This is a genomic window from Vibrio sp. vnigr-6D03, assembly GCF_002835515.1.
Classification (GTDB): domain Bacteria; phylum Pseudomonadota; class Gammaproteobacteria; order Enterobacterales; family Vibrionaceae; genus Vibrio; species Vibrio penaeicida.
Map to the genome: position 1 here is coordinate 120,101 of NZ_PIZL01000002.1, position 21,228 is coordinate 141,328.

Below are 21,228 nucleotides of genomic sequence, written 5' to 3' on the forward strand. Positions count from 1 at the left end.
GTGCATTGATCTCTTTATAGGAGTCACCATGTTCAAACCAGCCACACCCATCGTGCTCACTATCGCCGGTTCAGACAGCAGTGGTGGTGCCGGAATTCAAGCCGACATCAAAACCATCTCGGTAACTGGGAGCTACGCATGTTCCGTTGTTACGGCGCTGACAGCGCAAAATACGCACGGTGTTTCTAGTGTGCATTCTGTACCTGCTGAATTTGTTGCGCAGCAGTTAGATGCTGTTTTTTCCGACCTAAACGTCGTTGCGGTAAAAGTAGGCATGCTCAGTAACAAAGACATCATTTATGCCGTTGCTGACCAACTTAGAGCGTACAAACCTAAATTTCTTGTCGTCGATCCTGTTATGGTCGCCACCAGCGGCGACACATTATTGGAAAGCAAAGCGGTTGATGCACTAAAGAAAGAACTGTTTCCATTAGCTACCTTGATTACACCAAACCTTCCAGAAGCCGTGTTTCTAACGAAGACTGAATTCCCTTCAAATGAAGACGAAATGTTGGCCTTAGCCGATGCTTTAAAACTCTCTGGCGCACGTAATACGCTATTGAAAGGAGGCCACTTAAAAGAAGATGAAAGCAGCACAGATCTATTGATAACCCCCGAAAGAGTATTTCGATACAGCGCAAAACGTCATTCAACTAGCAATACGCACGGCACAGGCTGCACATTATCCTCGGCCATCGCATCTTATCTAGCACAAGGGCATGCCTTGGAAAGAGCCGTTAGTATGGCAAAACATTACATTACAAAAGCCATCGCTCATTCCGATGAATTAGAAGTAGGCACGGGCTCAGGACCTGTTCATCACTTCTATACTGATTAAGTTGATATGTGAAGATCTTGCATTGAAAATACTGAGCAAAAAAAGCCCGCTAGGACAGCGGGCAATTACGGACTTAGAAAAGGTTACGGGTAATTAGAAACCGTAAGAGGCACCAAATACGAATGCGTTGTTAGCATTATCGCCTTGGTTGCGGAACTCAAAGTAAGGTTGTACACCTTTACGAGTCCATGTCGCACGAAGCTCGTGATCCATTGAGTTGTCTGAACCTTCTGCAGAGTTAACCACGTATACGTTGTTGTAAGACAATGCAACATCTTCATTCAACGTGTAACCAATACGGTTGTCGAAACGTGTTTGATTGTCGCCATCTTTTACTGAGTGGTAACGAGTACGGTTGCTCAAAGAAAGACCGTTATCGAAGTTGTAGCCAATTTTAACTAATGGACGGTACTGAACCGTTTCACCATTGTTGAGCAAGTGATGGTAACCCGCAGCAACCCAAAGGTTATCGTTGATGCTAAACATTTGCTCTGCACCAAGTGTGATGTAAGGTGTTGGAGCAGCATCACCCGTTAACTTACCTACTGGGATACCATCGTACTCAACCAAAAGCGTGGTACCAGAATCGAACGTGTGACCTGCTTCTAGAGTAGAAGTCGCTTTTGAACCATGGATATCATCGCTGTGGAATTGAGCGTTACCCGTTACGTAAGAAGAATCTGCGAAAGCGCTGGTAGACATGACCGCTGCTAGAGCCGAAAGAGTGAATACTTTTTTCATTTTAATTACCTATCTTTGTTAATCTGCACTGAATCCGTTTTGGTCGAAGAATACGCAATCCAGTTGAATTCTTTTTAGTGCCTCCCTGGCTCGATTCAAATCATTACAGATATTTTTCGGAGCGCAAAACAAAACCAATTAAATAGTGATCACCATCAAAATCAAAGGTTATAAAAACCTAAAAAACATTATTATTCAGCATGTTAAACACTAAAAATAAAAAGTTATCAAGCTCATTTATAACATGCATTTTGTATCACATCACATTCCATGCGGCATAGTAGTGATCAACACTGACCTTGATCACATAAGCAGTAGGAGTGCATCAACAGAATCAGGTATTTTTAGGTAATAAAGAAGATCCAGATCACACAAAATAACTCACTAATGGAAGCGAAAATTTAAGTTACGTAGAGAAAAAGAATGGAAAGCAACACAGGTGAATTGGTATTTTTACTACTTTTTAAAATTTGGTTCTATGAACAAGCTTAAGGATAAAGCTTCGTTGTCGCCTATTGATCTCTATCTACTGTAGATTCACTTGATTGACTCAGCTTAATTAAACGTTCATCACTAAACTTCAAACACCTGAGGCAAATAGAAGATTCCATTCAACTAAATAAAAAACACCGTTCGTTTAACAAGTTCATTAGCAGAATATACCTACCGAAATTAAGCTTACTCGCGTCTAAAAATACACAAGTTACAAAACATAAGAGTGACTGAGGAAAACTATGAAAAAGATTGCGATTTCTATCCTGCTATCGGCGGTTTCAGCGACAGCGTTCGCGGAAGGCAGCTTTTATTTTGGCGCCGATGTGGTTAACAGCAACTACAACAACATTTCTAGCTTCAAAGCGAAAAGTAAAGGCATGGGTTTCGCTGTGCAAGGTGGATATGAAGCTCGTACTAGCGACCTGTTCGCATTGGGTGCAGAGGTTGAGTACTTTAAGCAAGGTGGAGTGGAATACAATGCAAACTTCTCTGGGATTAAAGCATCCTCTGAGATTAATGTTTCAGCAATCAACTTCAACCTTAAGCCAAAGCTATACCTAGGTAACCTCTATCTGGCAACACCAGTGGGTGCAGCGTATGTAAGTGCAAATGGTACCGTAGAAGCATCGACAAAAATTCTAGGCAAAACCTATAAAGTGTCGCAAAAGCCATTTACTGATGGCTTTGGTCTTACCTTCGGAGCAGAAATTGGTTACGACATCATGGAGCAGTTTACGATTAAAGCTGGTGCTAAAAAAGTTGTTGCTGAATCCACTTCTCTGTATGCGGGTATCGGCTACAAATTCTAAGTAATCCCTAATTTAGTGACAGCGCTTCTGTCATTTCTCTCCCCATTGGAATACGATATCCGGTGGGGTTTTACTATGGGGTACAACAAAACTTCATAAGATACATACTCATAGTAAAGACGAGCATTTATCGAAACATGCCATACCCCACTTTCTGTATATATCGATAATCAACGTCAGGAACTTTCTATGTCTTTGTCTTCTGCCTTGCGTATTGCATTGGCTTTGCTTCTTGTTTTCCCGTTAACTTCAATAGCTCAAGAGCCGCTTTACTGGAAAGCACAAAAAGGCGAGCAAACTCTTTTAATACTGGGTTCTATCCATGTTGGCGATAAAAGTATGTATCCGCTGCCTAAGATGGTGAATCGCTTTTTGAGTGACAGTAAAGCTTTGATTGTTGAAATTGATTTAAGCCACCCGCCAGAATCACTCAGTTTCCCGACGTCTGAACTTTCGACCAGCGACATTCTGAGCAAAGAACAATCGTCAAAACTCACTGCTATCGCCAAAGAACTTGGCTTACCCGATTCTCGATTGCAGAATTCCCCACCTTGGCTGGCCGCTTTAACCCTTCAAATGGCTAATTTCCAACGCTTAGGTTATGCCGCAAATGATGGCGTTGATCATGTTCTGACCAACCAAGCGTTAGAATACAATGTTCCTGTTAAAGCATTAGAAACAGCAAATCAGCAACTTGGTTTTCTCAATGCACTCCCTAATAACGGATCACAGTTGCTCGTAGAAACATTACTGCATTGGGATAAGTATAACGACGAATTCCATTGTCAAATCTCAGCTTGGAAATCGGGGGATAAAAGTAAGCTCCTTCAACTGCTCGAAGAAGGGGATTTTGAAGAAGAGGCACTGGAAACCTTGCTGTATCAACGCAACCGAAACTGGGTAGAGAGATTTAATAATCCAGAATGGTTACAAGCGACAGGTAATTATACGGTGGTGGTGGGTACGTTACATTTACTTGGGAAACACAATGTACTTGAGCTCCTTGAGCAGAAAGGGTGGAAAGTGCATCAGCTTTCCGATTCATCAAAGGTAAAGTGCTAGAGAAACGGAATAAACCTATTAGAAATCAATGATAAAACGTTTAGCGCATAAACAAACAAAGGAAGACAGTGTCTTCCTTTGTTGTATCAGAATCTGAATCGTTAACCCTAACTCATTCTAAATTCAGGTTAACTTAGCCCAGAGTTTTTCCACTCGGTTTTCTGACTTTAAATGGACGGCTTTTACCACCAGCGTTGGATTCTGGTCTTCGGTTCTTCTGACCATGGTTGCCGCTATTACTGCCACCTTTATTATTCCCGCTCTGACTACCAGTACCGTCGTTATTCCTAGCAGTGTTTCCTTCTCCACCTTTACTTGGTCGGCGATTAAAATCGGTACCTTTGCCTTTAAAGGTCTTGAACTTTTTAGGCTCTGCTTGTTCTTTTTGGCGATGATCGAACAACTTCGCATCCGTCGCTTTCTCAATCTTTTTACCGCTACTGTCTGCGCGAGATGCTTCTTCTGTTCCAACCGATGATTCACACAAACGATGAATGTCTGCTACTTCTTCGTCGGTTAAGTAACGCCACTTACCATTAGGGATGCCATCAAGCGAAATGTTCATAATTCGAACACGGCGCAGTTTAAATACTTCAAAGCCCAACGCTTCACACATACGTCGAATTTGGCGGTTAAGCCCTTGAGTTAGAACAATTCTAAAGGAGAATTTTGTTTCCTTAGAGATTTTGCAAGGAAGCGTAACTGTATCTAAAATTTCGACGCCACTGCCCATTTTGTCGAGAAACTCTTGAGTGATCGGTTTATCCACTCGTACAACGTATTCTTTCTCGTGGGAATTTCCTGCACGTAAGATCTTATTAACAATATCGCCATCGTTGGTCAGGAAGATCAGTCCATCGGAAGGTTTGTCTAAACGACCAATTGGGAATATGCGTTTTCTATGACCAACAAAGTCAACAATGTTGCCTTCAACGTGACGTTCTGTTGTGCAGGTGATCCCCGTGGGTTTGTTAAGCGCAATGTAGATTGGCTTTTCTTTTTGCCTTAAAGGATTTCCGTCGATCAGCACGTCGTCTGTTGGCAATACCTTCACACCCATTTCAGGCAGTTCACCATTAATGGTCACTCTACCCTGCTCGATTAATTTGTCGGCTTCACGGCGCGAGCAATACCCAGTTTCACTAATGAATTTGTTTAGCCTTTTGGCTTCAGATGTCTGAGACATATAGATATTTTCTCTTTTGTTAACGTTTCACAACGGATGACAATCGGTGTGAACCAGCGGGATTTCCGCCTTAAAAATTAGCTCATTCGTTTCTGATGACGCTCTCGATTTTCGAGCTTTTTTTCTGCACTTTTTTTCAACATGACATACACCGCACCTGTTCCGCCATGGAATCGTTGCGCGCTATGAAAACACATTACTTCTTGGATTTGGGATAACCAACTCACCACATAGCTTTTCATCAATGCCGGAGGATTAGATCGCTCACCTTTACCATGAACAATCACAAGTGTTCTAATATCCAATCGCTGACACTGTTTAAGAAACTTAACCACTTCATCTCGCGCATCTTTCAGCGATTTCTTGTGCAAGTCTAGTCGCGCTTGAATCGGGTATTTCCCAAGCCTTAACTTTCGATAAACTCCATCCTGAACACCCGGTTTTTGGTATTCGACCATGTCATCTGGCTTTAGCATAGGCGCATGATCTAAAGACAAATATTCGGGGTCATCCTCTGATAGAGACATCGCAGCTTCACGCTTTGCAAGTTGCGCATCGGTCACTTGGTGTTTTTTCTCGTGAATGGCCGTGTCGTTTTTGATAGGAGTGACATCACTCATCATTTGCTGAAAGAGATCCAGCTCATCATCTTGAGACATAAGTTCATCTCGAATGCATCATCAACAGATGAACGGATTATATACTCAAGTGATGGGAATATGGAGTGTTAGAAAAAGAAAAACCGAAGAAAGCAGTCCACTCCCTTCGGTGCAATTTAGTTAATTGCTAAGCGATCTAGTGAGGAGATTTGTCATTCAATACTTTATAGACGAAGTAGGTGCCGAAAAACAGCATCAGTCCAATTGCGCCGAATATAACTATCATTGAAGACAGCCCTATAGCATTACCAAATAGGAGATCTAGCCAAAAGTCCATATTTCCTCCGTCAGTGCTGAAAGACAAGGTTAACGTTAATACTCGATGGATTACTCAGTACTGATCTAGATCAACAGTAATACCGACGTGACGATTTTGTTTCTTTTGGTGTGTTTTTAATCACACTTAACTTATAATCGCTCACCATCTAACCACACAGTCAATAAGTTAAAATTTATTGATAAAAGTGCTTGCGTCTGTCGTCAGAAACCGTATTATACGCATCCGTCTTGAGGCAAAGCCTTGAGATATAAAGAATCGGTGAATAGCGCAGCTTGGTAGCGCATCTGGTTTGGGACCAGAGGGTCGGGGGTTCGAATCCCTCTTCACCGACCACATTTTAAAACCTCGTCTTCGGACGAGGTTTTTTCGTTTTAGCGACCTATATATCTGCGTCACATGTGGGTCGAGGTCTGGAAGCCCAGCCGCGTCGAATCCTCTTTCACCAAACACATTTTAAAGCGTCGTCTTCGAACGAGGTTTATCTTTTGGGTGATCTATTTATCTGCGTCGAACACCGAAAGAATCGTGTTTACATGCAAAGGTCGACGAATTGAGCGCGTGTTAGTTTGGCTAGATCTTCAGGCGTGAGCTCTATTTCCAACCCACGCTTTCCTGCACTCACGCACATCAGCTCTAAAGCGAGTGCAGAGGAATGAATAAAGGTTGGTAGTGCCTTCTTTTGTCCGATTGGGCTAATGCCTCCCACAATGTAACCAGTAGTCTTCTGAGCAATGCTTGGATCCGCCATATCCGCTTTTTTACTCTTCGCCGCTTTGGCTGCGAGTTTTAGATTCAATTTACTTGCAACAGGTATAACGGCAACCGCCAAGTTTTTATCTTGTCCATCGAGGCTAAACAATAACGTTTTGAAAACACACTCCGGGTTCTGCCCCAAAGCCTCAACGGCTTCAAGCCCATAGTTCTGGTTACTTGGGTCGTGTTTGTACTGATGGACCTTATGAGGGACGTTTTTCTTTTTCGCTAAGTTGATGGCTGGTGTCATACGTTCGATTTCCATAAAAAAGGCGAAGCATTCGCTTCGCCTTTATCAAATCGTAATTTCCACTATGGGTCAATTACTTGTATACCATTTCGCCTTTTGGCTCATACGCATTCACGTTGATTGGGCTGTTGCTTTCTAGGTAGTCCTTCAGAACTTCCGCATCAACAAAACCTGTGTTTACGTGGCCAGGGTGACCAGACAGCTTAGGATAGCCGTCGCCGCCTGCTGCGTTGTAGCTAGGAACGGTAAAGCGGTAAGTTTTCGCTTTGTCTAGAGCTTTCCCACCCACTTTTACATTGCTTACTTTGCCGTTAGCAACGGTCATAGAAATGCCAGCGAACTGTGCATAAGCACCAGAATCAACAGGCTTAGTTGCTACAACGTTTAGGTAATCCAATACTTCAGCACCAGACATGTCGGTGTAAGTTAGAATGTTGGCAAATGGCTGAACAGTAAGTACGTCTTTGTACGTGACCTCACCTTGCTCAATTGAATCACGAACACCACCAGAGTTCATTACCGCAAAGTCCGCTTTAGCACGCTGCATGTGTGCTGTCGCAATCAAACGACCAAGGTTAGTCTGATTGAAGCGTACAACGTTACGGTCACCTTCCAGCTTGCCGTTGGTTTCTGCAATCTTAACGTTTAGTTCTGCCTGACCTTTTTCTTGGTATGGCTTAAGGAATGCGAGTACTGCAGGATCTTGTGCGATTTCATCTTCAATTAGGACACGCTTCTTCTTGCCGTCAACTTTGATTTTCTTCTTCAAGTTAACAGGAATCAAATCGTAGCTGACCATTTGAAGTTCACCATTTGTGAATTCAAAATCAGCGCGACCTACGTATTTACCCCACTCGTGAGCTTGAACAATCCATGTGCCGTTTTGCTGATCTGGCTTACATTCGTCAGAAGGTTTGAACTTCTTCTTCGCAACGTTTGGACCTTCCATACAAACAGGCTCTTGAGAGTGACCACCTACGATCATGTCCAAAGAACCTTCATCTAAGTAACGAGCCAACGCAACATCACCAGGAGCGTTAATGCCACGCTTACCGTCTTCATAGTGACCCATGTGTGTAACCGCGAAGATAAGATCAGGCTTTTCAGACTTCTCTAGTTCAGCAATTAGCTTTTTCGCTTCTACTTTTGGATCACGGAAATCTAGGCTGCTGATGAACTCAGGGTTACCAATTTTCGCCGTATCTTCTGTCGTTAGACCGATAACCGCAATCTTGATGCCTTGCTTCTCAAAAATATGATAAGCCTGATATTTACGCTCGCCCGTTACTTTGTCGTAAATATTGGCAGAAAGCATAGGGAACCCGCCCCATTTGATCTGCTTTTCTAATACATCAAGTGAATTATCGAATTCGTGGTTACCCAATGCCATTGCATCGTAACCAAGCATTTTCATGCCTTTGAAATCTGGTTCAGCATCTTGAAGGTCAGATTCAGGAACACCAGTGTTGATGTCACCGCCAGAAAGTAGCAGTACGCTTCCACCTTCAGCGCGAATCTCAGTGCGCAGCTCGTCGATCAGCGTCTTACGAGCAGCCATACCGTACTCACCGTATTTGTTCTGCCAAAAACGACCGTGATGGTCATTGGTATGCAAAACTGTAAGCTTGTACGTTGTATCTTCTTCCCAAGCTGGTGCTGTCGCACAACCAGTTAGAGTCGCAAGTAACGCTGCACCTATCGCAGCTTTCAAACTTAGGCGTTCCTTCATTATTACAACCTTAATCTAATTTAGTAGGGTTCCACCGGCATCAGAATCTGATGCAAAATCAAGCAATATTACTGCAAGATCTTCTAAAAACATGAACAAGTTTAAATTAACCTAAGTAAACCACCACATTCATTTCATGTTTATGACGATTCGATCACCTTAATTGAAATTCAAAAGTGTAACAAAGCACCGTGCTTACACGTCATTACTTATCAAGATCACAAGCAAACGATTACCTGTGAGATAATCAATTAGCGTGTATATATATCCTTTCTAGTCTTGTATTCACAAGGCAATCAGGTTACTTTCCGCACGAAATACTATAAATACACCTCATATTCCTACTAGGCAGTTATGATTACTTCAGCAAAAAATTTATCCCTTAAAGTTAAAATTACGCTATCCGTACTGGTTTGCATTGCAATAATCACCTCCATTTTAACGTGGCGTGCTTCATCTATTCTTTTTGAGCAAACTCGCCATGGTGTTTATAGCCGTGCGATTAGCTTATCGAATACCGCTGTCGAATCTCTGGAGTATTGGTTGGTGTCTCACAAGGATGTAGTAGATGCCGCCGCTACCGTTAATTCGCTAGAAGAAGCCATTGTGGCATTACCTCAGGCGAAAAAAGCAGGCAGATTCGATGAAGTATTTTTCGCGCAAATGAACGGCGACGTTTATCTTGCTGGCACATCCACCCCCTACCCTGAGTTTGATGCTCGTGGTCGCGACTGGTTTAAGCAAGCTTCTAACCAACGTAAAACCGTAGTATCGAAACCGTATGTTGGTGCTCAACAAGGCCATACCATGTTAACGATATCGACCCCGGTGTACGCTAACGGCCAAATGATTGGTATCTTAGGTGCGGACCTTAAGCTGAGGTCGATTCAAAAAAACCTCAACAGCTACCAAGTGGGCGACAATGCGTTCGCTATGATGCTTAACAAAGAGGGAACAATCTTATCTCACCCTCAAGAGTCGTTACTGATGACGCCTTTTAACCGCTACGCTCCAAAGCTCTCTAACACTGCGATTCGTTCTGCATCGGATGAGAATCGAATTGAGATATCGATTCGCGGCGGTAAAGAGAAGCTTCTTTACTTTGCTTCAGTGCCGAACAGTGATTGGATTTTTGCATTGGAAATGGACCGTGCAACGGAAGAAGCCAACCACGACGCTCTTCTTAAACAATTGATTTTTACTGGTATCATAGTCGCGTTGATCGTGCTTTTCGTTATCTGGTGGATGGTCTCATTCCAGTTGAAAGGGCTTACTCAAGTCAGTAAAGCACTGGAAGAAATATCGGAAGGTGATGGCGACCTAACGCAACGAATTACCATTCAATCGAATGACGAAGTTGGCCAGCTTGCTGCGAACTTCAATCGATTTACAGAAAAAATGCATTTGCTCGTATCGAACATTCACAACTACTCCACTCAGTTATCGAGCCAAGCTGATATCACTTCTCGACACGCCGATGAGAATGCCCACCGCATTGACCACCAGCAACAAGAAATCAATATGGTAGCGACGGCAGTAACCGAGATGTCGAGCGCCACACAAGAAATTGCCAGCAATGCAGAAAACACAGCTAGAGAAGGGGCTGCAACTGTTGAGATCTCTAATCAAGGTGAACGAGAGGTACTCAACAGCCAAGAATCGATTCTTTCTCTTGCTTCAGACATCAGCGATGCGACTTCTGTTATCCAAGAGCTTGAAATGCATGCGCAGGAAATTAGTGGCATTTTGTCGACGATTCAGGAAATCGCAGAGCAAACGAACCTATTGGCATTGAATGCTGCTATCGAAGCAGCGCGTGCTGGTGAACAAGGCCGCGGTTTTGCGGTAGTTGCAGACGAAGTTCGAGTGTTAAGCCAGCGAACTCACGATGCGACCGGCGAAATCAACCGCAACATTGATACGCTTCAAAGTACGACGCAGCGTGCAGTATCCTCTATGCAAACCAGCCAGAATAATGCAGAGAAAGCCGTCACTGATGCTCGTATTGCATCGGAAAGCCTTCAACGTATTACTCAATCCGCCAATATGATCAACGACATGGCAAGCCAAATTGCGGCAGCAGCAGAAGAGCAATCTTTGGTGACTGAAGAAATTACTCGTAACACCAACGAAGTAAAAGACGTTTCTCAGGCTCTTGCTGAGCAAGCGCAAGATGCAAGTGCACAAGCTTCAGAACTGAACAGTATTTCTGGTGAACTCTACCAAGAAGTGTCTCGATTCAAGCTTTAGATCTGTAAAAGCACAAGGACAGTAAATACAAAAACGGGCGTTGAAAGCCCGTTTTTTTTATGTTTCATCGTTTGAGGATTACTGCGCTGTTACTTTCTCCCAAAGCATGCCATGTACAAACAAGGTACAACAAACAAAACAACAGGAAGGGAAAACAGTAAACCATACCCCAATGTTAACGACATTGGTCCCATATAAACGTCTGTTCCGCCGAGCCCGTATGCAAGCGGGATAAGACCAGCAACCGTCGTAATTGATGTAAGCAATATCGGTCTTAGTCGGCTACTCGCGCCTTCAAGTACCGCGTCTTGACTTGAATACCCTTGGTTACGCAGCACGTTGATCTGATTTATCAGAACTAAGGTGTTGTTCACTACAACCCCCATCATTCCCAATGCCCCTATTAACGCAAAAAGCGAGATATCTTGAAAATGAACCAGCAACGCCATAAGAGACGCAACCAATGCAAACGGTATAACCGACATAACTAACAATGGTTGGAGCATCGAACCAAACATGATAACCAAGACAAAATAAATGCCTAAGAGCGCCGCTGGAAACGCAATCAAGATCCCATCAAAAGTTTCACCGGTAGATTCCGCTTCTCCTCCAATATCTAACTTTATTGATGCCCCAACTTTTTCCGACAACGCTTCAGAAATACTGGAGGAAATCGCATCAGGCGTTAAGTTTTCGTCGATGATTTGTGCCGTAACCACGACTTGCCTGTCGCCATTATAATGAAGGATCTCTCTTGGCGCTTGTACCTGAACAACACTGGCTAAACGGCTTAATGGCACTTGTTCACCAGCCGAAGTATAAATTTTTGTTGTGCTGAGTTTTTCCAGATTTCGATACTCTTTCACCAAAATCACTCGAAGGTTTACTTCCTCATCGCCTAACCAAGTCGATGTGACTTGCTCACCATCAAAAGCAATTCGTAACGCCCTCGCCAAATCAGCGACTGTTAGATTGTATCTTGCTAGCCACTCGTGTTGAGGTACTATCTTTAATTGGATGTCTTTCAAACCTTCACTGTTTACGACACTTCCCAATCCTTGATGCTGATCCATCCAACCTTGGACCAGCTTAACTGCGCGATCTCTTTCTTCATGGTTATTACCTATGATTCGAATTTCAACAGGCTCCCCGGGAGGCGGTCCGCCCGCATCAACTTTGAATTTAACAAATCTCAGACGGCTGTCGTTGGAAACGGCAAGTTGAAGCGCATCACTGATTTCATTCGCGGTTCTCTCTCTGTTTTCAAAGTCAGTCAAATTAATCTGACCTGAGCTCACAGGTGATCCAAAGGTAAGTTGATAGCTTTTCAGTTCCGTTGCAGGCAAGTTTTGAATGGCTTTCTCTAGCGCTAGATGACTTTCACGCACCTTATCGCTAGGCGTTCCTGGGGCAACTTCTGTATAGACCTCAATGTATTTTGCGGCTTGAGAAGGAAAGAAATCCAACTTCATCGTTGTCACCAAGAAACTCCCGCCAGCTAACGCAATCAGCGCTAAACCTAGGACCACTTTTTTATGAGAAAGGCTATATATCAACGCTTGTTGGTACTTAGATATAACCGCATTAAATGTGTCTTTCTCGTTTTTGTTGAAATCATTTTTATCTAAAGCAGACGACAAATGTGCAGGCAAAGTAAAGGTACACTCAGCCAATGAAAATATAAGCGCAGTTATGACTGTAATAGGGATAACAACAACCGCTTTACCCAGAGTCCCCGGAATAAAGAACATGGGGATAAAAACCAGTGCCGTTGTGGTTAAACTCGCAATAATGGGCTTAATGACTTTCTGAGTGCCCGATACAGCGGCTTTAAACCCACTTTTTCCTTTCTGCTTTTCGCTGTATATGCTCTCAGCAACAATGACTGAATCGTCGACTATGATACCAATCACCAACAACATTGCAGCTAACGTAATGCTGTCTAAATTCATACCAAATGCAGGCAACATGATAACAACCCCAAGTACGCAAAATGGTATGGAAACAGACACCCAAAATGCTACCTGACGCCTTAACAACAGGCTTAGTACTATAAGCACCAGCACCAGTCCGATGCCACCATTAACAGATACGATAGAAAACTTAGTGGCCATATCGTCAGCCAAGTTTAGCGCGACTGGGAACTGAAACGCTCCATCAGTTCGGATTTGTTCTTTCTCTAAATGTGATAAGACATTGGATATCGTCGAACGGATATCGGCATGCGCACTCTTGGTTACGGCAAACAAAATACCTTCTTGACCATTGATCACGCTGGTTTGCGTGCTTCTTTCAAAATCATCTTTAACGTTGGCGACATCTTTTACTCGAACAATCTCGCCAGCGGGTAATGTAGCCACAATAGTCTGCTCCAACTCCTGTACAGATTGAATTTGCGTAAGCGTTACGATGCGCTGCTCACTGTTCCAAGACTCCACGACCCCACCAGACCGAGATAAATTCCGATTTTTCACCGCGGCAATCACTTGTTCAAAGCTCAGTTTGTACCTGTCGGCTCTTATCGGATCTATCTCAATCCAAAATTCACGTTCTCTAAAGCTGGTCATACTAATGGAGCCAATACCCGGAAGCGTACGAAGATGTTTTTCTAAACTTCTGACATAAGGCTGTAACTCGTGATATGGCCTATCTGTTACTACGCCGAATCGAAGTACTTCAAAAGAGGAAGTGCTGTCTTGCTCCACCAGAGGCGGATTGGAAATGTCTTTAGGCAACCCGCTGGTGCGATCCACCGCTTGTTGGATATCGTTCACAACCTTACTCAAATCCTTACCACTGTCATCGAGTTCTAGAGTGATAAGCGATGTCCCTTCAACGGATGAAGAAGTAAATTTTCGAACGCCTTGCACCGTTCTCAACTCTTTCTCGATTCGATTAGTGATGTTCAACTCAACATCTTGTGCAGACGCCCCTGGGTAGTGTGTTGTTATACTTACCTCAGCAAAAGCTACATCAGGTAACTCCTGAAGCTTAACAATACTGGCGGAGCCAATACCCACCAACAAAACCATAATGGTTAACACTCTCGCGACCATTGGTCGAGAAGCAAAATAGCTAATAATAGAATTCATGACTGACCTTATTATTCTGGTTTCTTGAATAATTCTGAAGACTCAAGGCGCTCAGTAGAGCCATACACTGTCATACCTGGCTTATAGACATGTGCGGTGTTCTTGATCGTCACAAAAACGGGATAAGTCTGAGTATTCTCATCTGGCTGCACACCAATGCGCGTAATCTGAGCATTGATTTTTTGATTCACCGCCCTTTCAGTCCAAAGTGTTATAGGCATACCGACAGAGAGCGATTGCAGGTCGTATTGGCTTGCAAAAAATCGTACGTTTATCTGATCAATGTTGACGATTTGGTACAGCAACTCACCTCTTTCGACCCATGCACCTTTATTGACCTTACGCTGAGTAATAATCCCTCGTATTTCAGATTGGACCTGCGTTTCGTTGAGGTTTCTCTTTGCTTCATCAAGGTTTAAATTTGCCAAATCTAGGCTTGCCTTAGAGGCATCAAAATCGGCTTTGGCAACATCTAATTCATTTTGAGATAAACTGTTCTTTCGTTTCAGCGCGCGGTATCGCTCATATAATGACTGCTTAATGGTTAAATCCGATTTCGCCAATTCAAGGTTTGCCATTTGTTGACGCACCGCCAATTCGTAGTCGAATGTTTGGATAGCAGCGAGTTTCATTCCTTTGGATACCGCCTCCCCGACATCCCCTTCAACTTGATCTAGAACACCACTGACTTCAGCCACAACATTGATAGGCTCAATAACCTGTGCCTGTCCTAAAAGTTGAACCGCTTGAGTATAAAAAGGGAGTGCCCCTAAAAGAGCGATAACAGAAAATGATCTATGAATATTCATAACGTGCCTCTTCGAGTTAATAACATTAGTTTGCAGATAGTCATGTCGAAGTTTTGTGAAAATGGAGGCGGATAATTCGACAAAAATTCGACAAAAATTCGACAGCAAGCTGCTAAACTAAATGCCTTGAAAAGAGGGTGAGACAGTATGTTGAAAAGCAAGAAATTATTGGTAGTTGAAGACAACATTGAACTGCAAGGCATACTGGCAGATTTTCTTGAAATGAAAGGCGCTGAGGTTGATTTCGCTAGCGATGGAGAAGAAGGTCTTGCGCTTATTCACCAATACGATTTCGATGCGGTAATTTTGGATGTAATGATGCCTAAGAAAGATGGCATTCAAGTGATGAATCAGCTGCGACGTAATGGTAAGACATTACCCGTGTTAATGCTTACCGCCTTAAATAGCAAAGAAGATTTATTGCGTGGTTATCAAAGTGGCGTAGACGATTTTATTACCAAGCCTTTTGATTTTGATGAACTCGAAGTCAGGCTAAGTGCTTTAATAAAACGTTATCGTGGTGACGTTGCCAAAAGTAGATTGGAATATGGAGACATCGTCATTGAGCAGTCTTCTCATCAAGCTTACCGTGCAGGAACCCTGCTCTCTCTCACTCCCGTTATGTACCAAATTTTGGTCAAACTCGTCAAAGCCGCCCCAGATATAGTCACACGTGAAAGCCTAATCCATGAGATTTGGGGGGAAGATATTCCCGACAACGACGTACTCAGAAGCCACCTATACCTTCTAAGGAACATCGTGGATAAGCCGTTTGAACACCCAATACTCATTACCGTGCCTAAAATTGGTCTTCGGTTAGAAAAGTAGAGACTAGAGAATGAAAAGCCGTTCAATCAACGATGTAAAACGGGACTTACTGCGATTTTATAGCTTGATAGCATTCAGTTTAGCTGCGCTAATTTATCTTTCGTTTGCCCTGTACCTAGTCATCAACGAAGATCGAAATACCGCGATCCACCTTCAATCGTTCAAAAATATTGCGATAGAGCGTTACCTGAATTCAGGCTTACCTTATGAGAAAGTTAGCCCATTTATTACCGCGTATTACGATGCAGATGCGCTTCCAGACAACGTTAAAAAACTGAGCCCTTTCCCTATCAATGAAGTCAGCAATAAGCGTAACTTCTTTAATGAAGGCTATTTTGTTTTCTATACAAGATTTCTTGATATCAATGGCAAAGATACTGCTTTGTATCTGACCATTGATGCCAGCGCAAAAGATTTTGGTGATGAGTCCTGGGATTTCATCATTTTGATTTCAATGGCATTTACCGGCTGCCTTATCTTAGTGCTTCGATTCTCACTGAAACGGGTATTCAGTATGATCATGAACCCGATATCCCAACTAAGCACGCAACTGACATTAGAAGGCAGTCATAAATTTCAAGTCGAAGACGATACCATTGTTGAACTGCAACACTTAACAGAAAAGCTTAACCAGTTTTCTGACATGAAAGAAAGAATAGCCAAGCAAGAGATGATGTTTGCGAAGTACGCCAGCCATGAACTTAAAACCCCCATTGCCATCATCCTTGGTGCTGCCAATTTACAAGGCATGAAACAAGAACCAAATTTTCATGAGAAGCAGCGAGTACGCATTGTCAGTGCCGCAAAAAAAATGCAAGCAACGGTGGAAGTACTGCTCAATATCGTCAAGCAAGAAAATGTAGGTAACGTAGCTCAACTCTATTCAATTCAATTAGATGCCATTGATATTGTCAGTTACCAACGGGCTCACCCTGACATTCAATTTGATCTGGATTTAGACCCAAATACGCAAACTAACCTTCCCCCTACAGTGCTATCGATGATTTTGAAAAACCTGCTGGACAATTCCATCAGGCACACAGGTGAAGGCAAGATTGATGTTTTAATTCAAGCTGAGACAATTCGAGTCCGAGATACAGGCAGTGGATTAGAAGGTAAAACCATATCAGAACATGGCTTAGGGCTTTTGATTGTGCGTCGCCTTTGTGAAAGCTATCAGTGGTCATTTTCTATTGCCAACCATCCACAAGGCGGCTGTGTTGCGGAATTGAAGCGGCACACTGAATAACTTAAGTCATAAAAAAACGGGCTCTACAAGCCCGTTTTTTACTTCAAGTAGCTAGTACTACTATGCTGATATTTATCTGAAACCAGCCAGCCTAGTTAATCTCAATAGGTTCGAAGCTTTTAATCAAATCATCCAAAGATTTCATCTGAGCTAGGAAAGGTTCCAACTTATCAAGAGGCAACGCAGATGGACCATCACACAGTGCTTTATCTGGATTAGGGTGCGCTTCAATAAACAAACCTGCAATGCCCGTCGCTAGACCCGCTTTCGCAAGTTCAACAGTCTGCTCACGGCGTCCACCAGATGCAGCACCCGATGGGTCACGCATTTGTAGCGCGTGGGTCACATCAAAGATGATAGGGCTACCATTAGAAGCCTTTTTCATCACGCCAAAACCAAGCATGTCTACCACAAGGTTATCGTAACCGTGGCAAGCACCACGCTCACATAAAATGATTTGTTCGTTGCCACATTCCGCGAACTTATCAACGATGTTCCCCACCTGAGCTGGGCTCATAAATTGAGGTTTTTTCACGTTAATAACAGCACCCGTCTTGGCCATCGCTTCAACCAAATCGGTTTGACGAGCCAAGAAAGCAGGAAGTTGGATAACATCCACGACGTCAGAAACGGGTTGTGCCTGCGCTTCTGTGTGGATATCAGTAATAATTTTGACGCCAAAAGTCTCTTTCAACTCTTGGAAAATTTTTAATCCTTCCTCCATACCAGGACCACGGTATGAATTGATTGAGGAGCGGTTTGCTTTATCAAAAGACGCTTTGAATACATAAGGGATACCCAGCTTCTCTGTCACCTTTACGTAATGTTCACAGATCTGCATAGCAAGATCGCGTGATTCAAGGACATTCATGCCCGCAAAAAGTGTAAATGGCTTGTCGTTAGCGACATCCAGTTCGCCAATTTTGACGGTTTTCTGTTCCATATGAAGGTCTCGCCTAATGAATAGTAATTTGAGTTTCGCTCATGGTACTCACCTGAGCTTTAAGGAGTTCTGCACCAGGATCGTCAGGGCATTGATCAATAAAAAATTGATAATCCGTTGCTGCAATTTGGTGGCAATCGAGTTGCTGATATATAAACCCACGATCGCGGATTTCATAAGGGTCATCAGGAACAAACGTCAATGCTAAATCCGTGCAATTCAGCGCTAAAGTGTATCGCTCTTCACGCAACATCGCAGATTTAATTAACGCTAGCCAACGCCCAATAACAGTCGGATTGTCCGCTGAAGCCAAATGCTCTGGCTTCAATTTAGCCAATGGTCCATCATGACCAATTAGCCATGCACGCAGTGTTTGCGCACTAACGTATTCCCCATTGAATGGGTTGATGTATACCGCTGTTTCATCAGGCCACATCACCTTGACAAGAAACTGAGTTGGAAAGGTCACCCCTTCTACAGGAAAGCCCAACTTTTGGCCAAAGTAGAGCAAAAGCGAACCCAAGCTAACAGGGATACCTTTGCGTCGCTCAAGCACTTTGTCCATAAAAGCGTTTTCACTTGCAAAATAAGCTTCACTGTCGCCTTCAAATTGCCACTGACAATAAAAAAGACGCAAGAAAGCCTCAAACCTTGCTTGCTCATTCACTTCGTGGCTCAATTCTAGCTCGGCTTCTTTTAACAGACGCTCAAGCTCTGCATTCGCCCAATGTACATTCGTATCAGGATCAATCGCCTCATTTAGCGCTAAAGCCCCTTCAACCAATGTCATGTCGTCTAAGTCTTCGTCGAACAGATCAAACATGATTTAACCTAAAAATACCGGTACTTTCGTAACAGCAAGTTTCCCTGCCATAGCCAACCATCCTAGCGCACCAAAAAAGGCAAACGCTCTTAACAATTGGTTCTTACCTAATTTTAATGCAAAAAATCCAAGGGCAATGTAAGCCAGCACACAAGTTATCTTTTCAGTTAACCAAAGCCCTGCTGGTGTAAACGGTACAAAGCCCGTGATTGCAACCAATCCCACACCAGACAACAGCAAAAGTGTGTCGTTAATGTGAGGTGATATTTTGAGAAATTTATTTTCTAATACTGGCGATTTAGCCACCATCAATGCATACCGAAGAACAAACAGTAATACACTGATTGCAATCGTAAGCATGTGGAAATGTTTTAGCGCTATATACATAATAATTATCTTTTTTATATGTACTCAGTACATTGCTCATCAATAAGGACGATATCGCCCTTTATCAAGATCGAAAGCAACCCAATGTAACTCTGTCGTTTCCGGTGTAATCTTGTTCTGTCACTACATCGACATACCCTAGTGACGTTAAAACATCTCGTACTAGCAAGCCTTGCTCAAAGCCGTGCTCCATTAAAAGCCAACCGTCTTCAGAAAGATAAGAACGTGCGTTATCAGCTATGTAGCTCAGATCCGCCATTCCTTTCTCTTCTGCAACAAGCGCACTCATCGGCTCAAATCGAACATCACCTTTCTCAAGGTGTGGGTCGCAAGCGTCAATATAGGGTGGATTACTTACGATACAAGCAAATTTCGTTCCCTCAGTAATAGGGGAAAACCAACTTCCTTGTAAAAATGAAGCATTTCGGATAGTTAAACGCGTTGCGTTCTCTGTCGCCAGTTTTTGGGCTTCAACACGAATGTCGACTCCCGTGACCTGTATCGAGGGCAATTCACTGGCTATCGCCAATGCAATGGCACCCGTCCCGGTCCCCAAATCAAGCACTTCTCCCGTGACACCAGACATCTTATCCAACGCCAGTTCAACGAGGCGCTCAGTGTCGGGGCGAGGGATCAATGTTGATGGCGACACCTTTAACGGCAACGACCAGAATTCTCTTTCGCCTACAATGTAGGCGACGGGTTCTCCGGTCAAACGTCTTTCTAATAAAGAGAGAAACATTGTGTCCTGTTCGCTCGTCAATGCTCGCTCGGGCCAAGTCAGTAGGTAGCTTCTCGGTTTATCCAGTGCGTGGCAAAGCAATACAGCCGCGTCCAGCGACGGCGAATCGCTGCCGCTGGCTATCAATTGTTCTGTTGCCGCTTTTAAAGTGACTTCAATACTTGCAGGCATACCTTGCTCACTGGTCATTAGCGTTCAACATGCTGTTAGTTTTGATCTGCTAATGCCGCTAGTTGATCAGCTTGATGCTCTTGAATCACAGGATCAACCAAGCTTTGTAGGTCGCCTTCCATCACCTCGTTCAAACGGTACACCGTTAGATTGATACGATGATCAGAAACACGACCTTGAGGGTAATTGTAGGTACGAATTCGGTCACTTCTGTCGCCAGAACCTAATAGGTTGCGTCGAGTTGTTGACACTTCTTCCGCTCGCTTAGCTTCTTCAGCTTGGGTAATTCGCGCAGCCAGAACCGACATCGCTTTCGCTTTGTTCTTGTGCTGTGAACGCTCATCTTGACACTCAACCACCGTACCCGTAGGCAAGTGAGTAATTCGGATGGCTGAGTCAGTGGTGTTAACGTGCTGACCACCCGCGCCCGACGCTCGGAAGGTGTCGATTTTCAGATCCGATGCTTTGATTTCTGGAATTTCCGCTTCTGGGATCTCCGCCATAATGGCAACAGTACAAGCTGAAGTGTGTACGCGACCTTGAGATTCTGTTTCTGGTACGCGCTGAACACGGTGACCACCAGATTCAAATTTCAATACGCCATAAACCCCTTCACCGACCACTTTCGCGATCATCTCTTTGTAACCGCCGTGTTCCGATTCATTGGAGTTCACAACTTCAACTCGCCAACCACGTTTCTCGGCATATTTGCTGTACATGCGGAACAAATCACCCGCAAAAATTCCTGCTTCATCGCCACCTGCACCCGCTCGGATTTCTAGGAAGCAGTTACGGTCATCATTAGGATCTTTAGGCAGTAAAAGAATCTGAAGCTCATCCGCTAGGTTTTCAATGGACGCTTTTGCTTCTTTGATTTCTTCTTGAGCCATTTCACGCATTTCGGCATCGTCTTCTTTCGCCATCTCTTCTGCAGCTTCAAGATCCTCTTGCGCTTGCTGATAAGATTGGAAGCATTTCGTGACTTCTTCCAACTGAGAGTATTCTTTCGAAAGGGCGCGGAACTTGTTTTGGTCGCCAATGATGTCTGGATCGCCAAGCAAATGCTGGACTTCTTCATAACGCTCTACCAGCGTTTGAAGCTTGGTCAAAATAGAAGGTTTCATAATGTTCT

Annotated in this window: 19 protein-coding genes and 1 tRNA gene; 7 read left to right on the forward strand and 13 right to left on the reverse strand. The window is 43.6% G+C overall.

The genetic code is table 11. From position 1 onward, the window contains the following. The first annotated feature begins 28 nt into the window (after window positions 1-28). Window positions 29-838 (forward strand): bifunctional hydroxymethylpyrimidine kinase/phosphomethylpyrimidine kinase, encoded by an 810-nt coding sequence (thiD, locus tag CW749_RS03790; protein WP_101110720.1) that lies wholly within the window; start codon window positions 29-31, stop codon window positions 836-838. Window positions 839-931: 93 nt separating this feature from the next. Here the strand turns inward: thiD and CW749_RS03795 are convergent, their stop codons facing one another. Then, complete coding sequence (locus CW749_RS03795) at window positions 932-1,579, reverse strand: oligogalacturonate-specific porin KdgM family protein (RefSeq protein WP_101110721.1); 648 nt, start codon at window positions 1,577-1,579, stop codon at window positions 932-934. Between the two features lie 734 nt (window positions 1,580-2,313). Between CW749_RS03795 and CW749_RS03800 the strand changes: the two genes are divergently transcribed. After that, a complete protein-coding gene (locus CW749_RS03800) occupies window positions 2,314-2,883 on the forward strand; it encodes an outer membrane beta-barrel protein (RefSeq protein ID WP_101110722.1) in 570 nt (189 codons plus the stop codon). 189 nt (window positions 2,884-3,072) lie between these two features. Then, complete coding sequence (locus CW749_RS03805) at window positions 3,073-3,945, forward strand: TraB/GumN family protein (RefSeq protein WP_101110723.1); 873 nt, start codon at window positions 3,073-3,075, stop codon at window positions 3,943-3,945. Window positions 3,946-4,078: 133 nt separating this feature from the next. On the opposite strand, the gene rluF is transcribed toward CW749_RS03805, so the two are convergent. From rluF to CW749_RS03820, 3 genes are all read right to left on the reverse strand, one after another. Next, entirely contained in the window at window positions 4,079-5,131 is a 1,053-nt protein-coding gene (gene rluF / locus CW749_RS03810) for a 23S rRNA pseudouridine(2604) synthase RluF (RefSeq protein ID WP_101110724.1), read from the reverse strand. A gap of 77 nt (window positions 5,132-5,208) precedes the next feature. Beyond that, window positions 5,209-5,790: a DNA endonuclease SmrA gene (smrA, locus tag CW749_RS03815; RefSeq protein ID WP_101110725.1), complete on the reverse strand. Its 582-nt coding sequence runs from the start codon at window positions 5,788-5,790 to the stop codon at window positions 5,209-5,211. 136 nt (window positions 5,791-5,926) lie between these two features. Beyond that, on the reverse strand, window positions 5,927-6,067 hold the full coding sequence (locus tag CW749_RS03820; RefSeq protein ID WP_101110726.1) for a DUF3149 domain-containing protein: 141 nt from the start codon (window positions 6,065-6,067) through the stop codon (window positions 5,927-5,929). A 259-nt stretch (window positions 6,068-6,326) separates the two neighbouring features. On the opposite strand from CW749_RS03820, the gene CW749_RS03825 reads away from it, so the two are divergent. Further along, window positions 6,327-6,403, forward strand: a tRNA-Pro gene (locus CW749_RS03825). Between the two features lie 196 nt (window positions 6,404-6,599). Here the strand turns inward: CW749_RS03825 and ybaK are convergent. Together ybaK and ushA are read right to left on the reverse strand one after the other, a co-directional pair. Beyond that, window positions 6,600-7,073 (reverse strand): Cys-tRNA(Pro) deacylase, encoded by a 474-nt coding sequence (gene ybaK / locus CW749_RS03830; protein WP_101110874.1) that lies wholly within the window; start codon window positions 7,071-7,073, stop codon window positions 6,600-6,602. A gap of 73 nt (window positions 7,074-7,146) precedes the next feature. Then, window positions 7,147-8,802 (reverse strand): bifunctional UDP-sugar hydrolase/5'-nucleotidase UshA, encoded by a 1,656-nt coding sequence (ushA, locus tag CW749_RS03835; RefSeq protein WP_101110727.1) that lies wholly within the window; start codon window positions 8,800-8,802, stop codon window positions 7,147-7,149. Window positions 8,803-9,156: 354 nt separating this feature from the next. On the opposite strand from ushA, the gene CW749_RS03840 reads away from it, so the two are divergent. Beyond that, complete coding sequence (locus CW749_RS03840; RefSeq protein ID WP_101110728.1) at window positions 9,157-11,052, forward strand: methyl-accepting chemotaxis protein; 1,896 nt, start codon at window positions 9,157-9,159, stop codon at window positions 11,050-11,052. Between the two features lie 89 nt (window positions 11,053-11,141). Here the strand turns inward: CW749_RS03840 and CW749_RS03845 are convergent, their stop codons facing one another. Beyond that, the gene (locus tag CW749_RS03845) at window positions 11,142-14,144 is read right to left on the reverse strand and encodes an efflux RND transporter permease subunit (RefSeq protein WP_101110729.1); all 3,003 of its coding nucleotides are present in this window, start codon (window positions 14,142-14,144) and stop codon (window positions 11,142-11,144) included. An 11-nt stretch (window positions 14,145-14,155) separates the two neighbouring features. Next, on the reverse strand, window positions 14,156-14,953 hold the full coding sequence (locus CW749_RS03850; protein WP_101110730.1) for an efflux RND transporter periplasmic adaptor subunit: 798 nt from the start codon (window positions 14,951-14,953) through the stop codon (window positions 14,156-14,158). 147 nt (window positions 14,954-15,100) lie between these two features. Here CW749_RS03850 and CW749_RS03855 point away from each other — a divergent pair, with 147 nt between their 5' ends. Next, entirely contained in the window at window positions 15,101-15,781 is a 681-nt protein-coding gene (locus tag CW749_RS03855) for a response regulator transcription factor (protein ID WP_101110731.1), read from the forward strand. A gap of 10 nt (window positions 15,782-15,791) precedes the next feature. Next, the gene (locus CW749_RS03860; protein WP_101110732.1) at window positions 15,792-17,030 is read left to right on the forward strand and encodes a HAMP domain-containing sensor histidine kinase; all 1,239 of its coding nucleotides are present in this window, start codon (window positions 15,792-15,794) and stop codon (window positions 17,028-17,030) included. A gap of 91 nt (window positions 17,031-17,121) precedes the next feature. Here the strand turns inward: CW749_RS03860 and kdsA are convergent, their stop codons facing one another. The 5 genes from kdsA to prfA form a co-directional block, all read right to left on the reverse strand. After that, a complete protein-coding gene (gene kdsA / locus CW749_RS03865; protein WP_101110733.1) occupies window positions 17,122-17,973 on the reverse strand; it encodes a 3-deoxy-8-phosphooctulonate synthase in 852 nt (283 codons plus the stop codon). Between the two features lie 13 nt (window positions 17,974-17,986). Beyond that, entirely contained in the window at window positions 17,987-18,796 is an 810-nt protein-coding gene (locus CW749_RS03870) for a SirB1 family protein (protein WP_101110734.1), read from the reverse strand. 3 nt (window positions 18,797-18,799) lie between these two features. Beyond that, window positions 18,800-19,183, reverse strand: coding sequence for a SirB2 family protein (locus CW749_RS03875; protein WP_101110735.1), 384 nt, complete (start codon window positions 19,181-19,183; stop codon window positions 18,800-18,802). Between the two features lie 64 nt (window positions 19,184-19,247). After that, entirely contained in the window at window positions 19,248-20,096 is an 849-nt protein-coding gene (gene prmC / locus CW749_RS03880; protein ID WP_101110875.1) for a peptide chain release factor N(5)-glutamine methyltransferase, read from the reverse strand. A gap of 35 nt (window positions 20,097-20,131) precedes the next feature. Continuing rightward, complete coding sequence (gene prfA / locus CW749_RS03885; RefSeq protein ID WP_101110736.1) at window positions 20,132-21,220, reverse strand: peptide chain release factor 1; 1,089 nt, start codon at window positions 21,218-21,220, stop codon at window positions 20,132-20,134. Window positions 21,221-21,228 lie beyond the last annotated feature (8 nt).

Coding starts and splice junctions, on each gene's coding strand:
- thiD (WP_101110720.1), top strand. CDS start 29: ATGTTCAAACCAGCCACACCCATCGTGCTCACTATCGCCGGTTCAGAC.
- CW749_RS03795 (WP_101110721.1), bottom strand. CDS start 1,579: ATGAAAAAAGTATTCACTCTTTCGGCTCTAGCAGCGGTCATGTCTACC.
- CW749_RS03800 (WP_101110722.1), top strand. CDS start 2,314: ATGAAAAAGATTGCGATTTCTATCCTGCTATCGGCGGTTTCAGCGACA.
- CW749_RS03805 (WP_101110723.1), top strand. CDS start 3,073: ATGTCTTTGTCTTCTGCCTTGCGTATTGCATTGGCTTTGCTTCTTGTT.
- rluF (WP_101110724.1), bottom strand. CDS start 5,131: ATGTCTCAGACATCTGAAGCCAAAAGGCTAAACAAATTCATTAGTGAA.
- smrA (WP_101110725.1), bottom strand. CDS start 5,790: ATGTCTCAAGATGATGAGCTGGATCTCTTTCAGCAAATGATGAGTGAT.
- CW749_RS03820 (WP_101110726.1), bottom strand. CDS start 6,067: ATGGACTTTTGGCTAGATCTCCTATTTGGTAATGCTATAGGGCTGTCT.
- ybaK (WP_101110874.1), bottom strand. CDS start 7,073: ATGACACCAGCCATCAACTTAGCGAAAAAGAAAAACGTCCCTCATAAG.
- ushA (WP_101110727.1), bottom strand. CDS start 8,802: ATGAAGGAACGCCTAAGTTTGAAAGCTGCGATAGGTGCAGCGTTACTT.
- CW749_RS03840 (WP_101110728.1), top strand. CDS start 9,157: ATGATTACTTCAGCAAAAAATTTATCCCTTAAAGTTAAAATTACGCTA.
- CW749_RS03845 (WP_101110729.1), bottom strand. CDS start 14,144: ATGAATTCTATTATTAGCTATTTTGCTTCTCGACCAATGGTCGCGAGA.
- CW749_RS03850 (WP_101110730.1), bottom strand. CDS start 14,953: ATGAATATTCATAGATCATTTTCTGTTATCGCTCTTTTAGGGGCACTC.
- CW749_RS03855 (WP_101110731.1), top strand. CDS start 15,101: ATGTTGAAAAGCAAGAAATTATTGGTAGTTGAAGACAACATTGAACTG.
- CW749_RS03860 (WP_101110732.1), top strand. CDS start 15,792: ATGAAAAGCCGTTCAATCAACGATGTAAAACGGGACTTACTGCGATTT.
- kdsA (WP_101110733.1), bottom strand. CDS start 17,973: ATGGAACAGAAAACCGTCAAAATTGGCGAACTGGATGTCGCTAACGAC.
- CW749_RS03870 (WP_101110734.1), bottom strand. CDS start 18,796: ATGTTTGATCTGTTCGACGAAGACTTAGACGACATGACATTGGTTGAA.
- CW749_RS03875 (WP_101110735.1), bottom strand. CDS start 19,183: ATGTATATAGCGCTAAAACATTTCCACATGCTTACGATTGCAATCAGT.
- prmC (WP_101110875.1), bottom strand. CDS start 20,096: ATGCCTGCAAGTATTGAAGTCACTTTAAAAGCGGCAACAGAACAATTG.
- prfA (WP_101110736.1), bottom strand. CDS start 21,220: ATGAAACCTTCTATTTTGACCAAGCTTCAAACGCTGGTAGAGCGTTAT.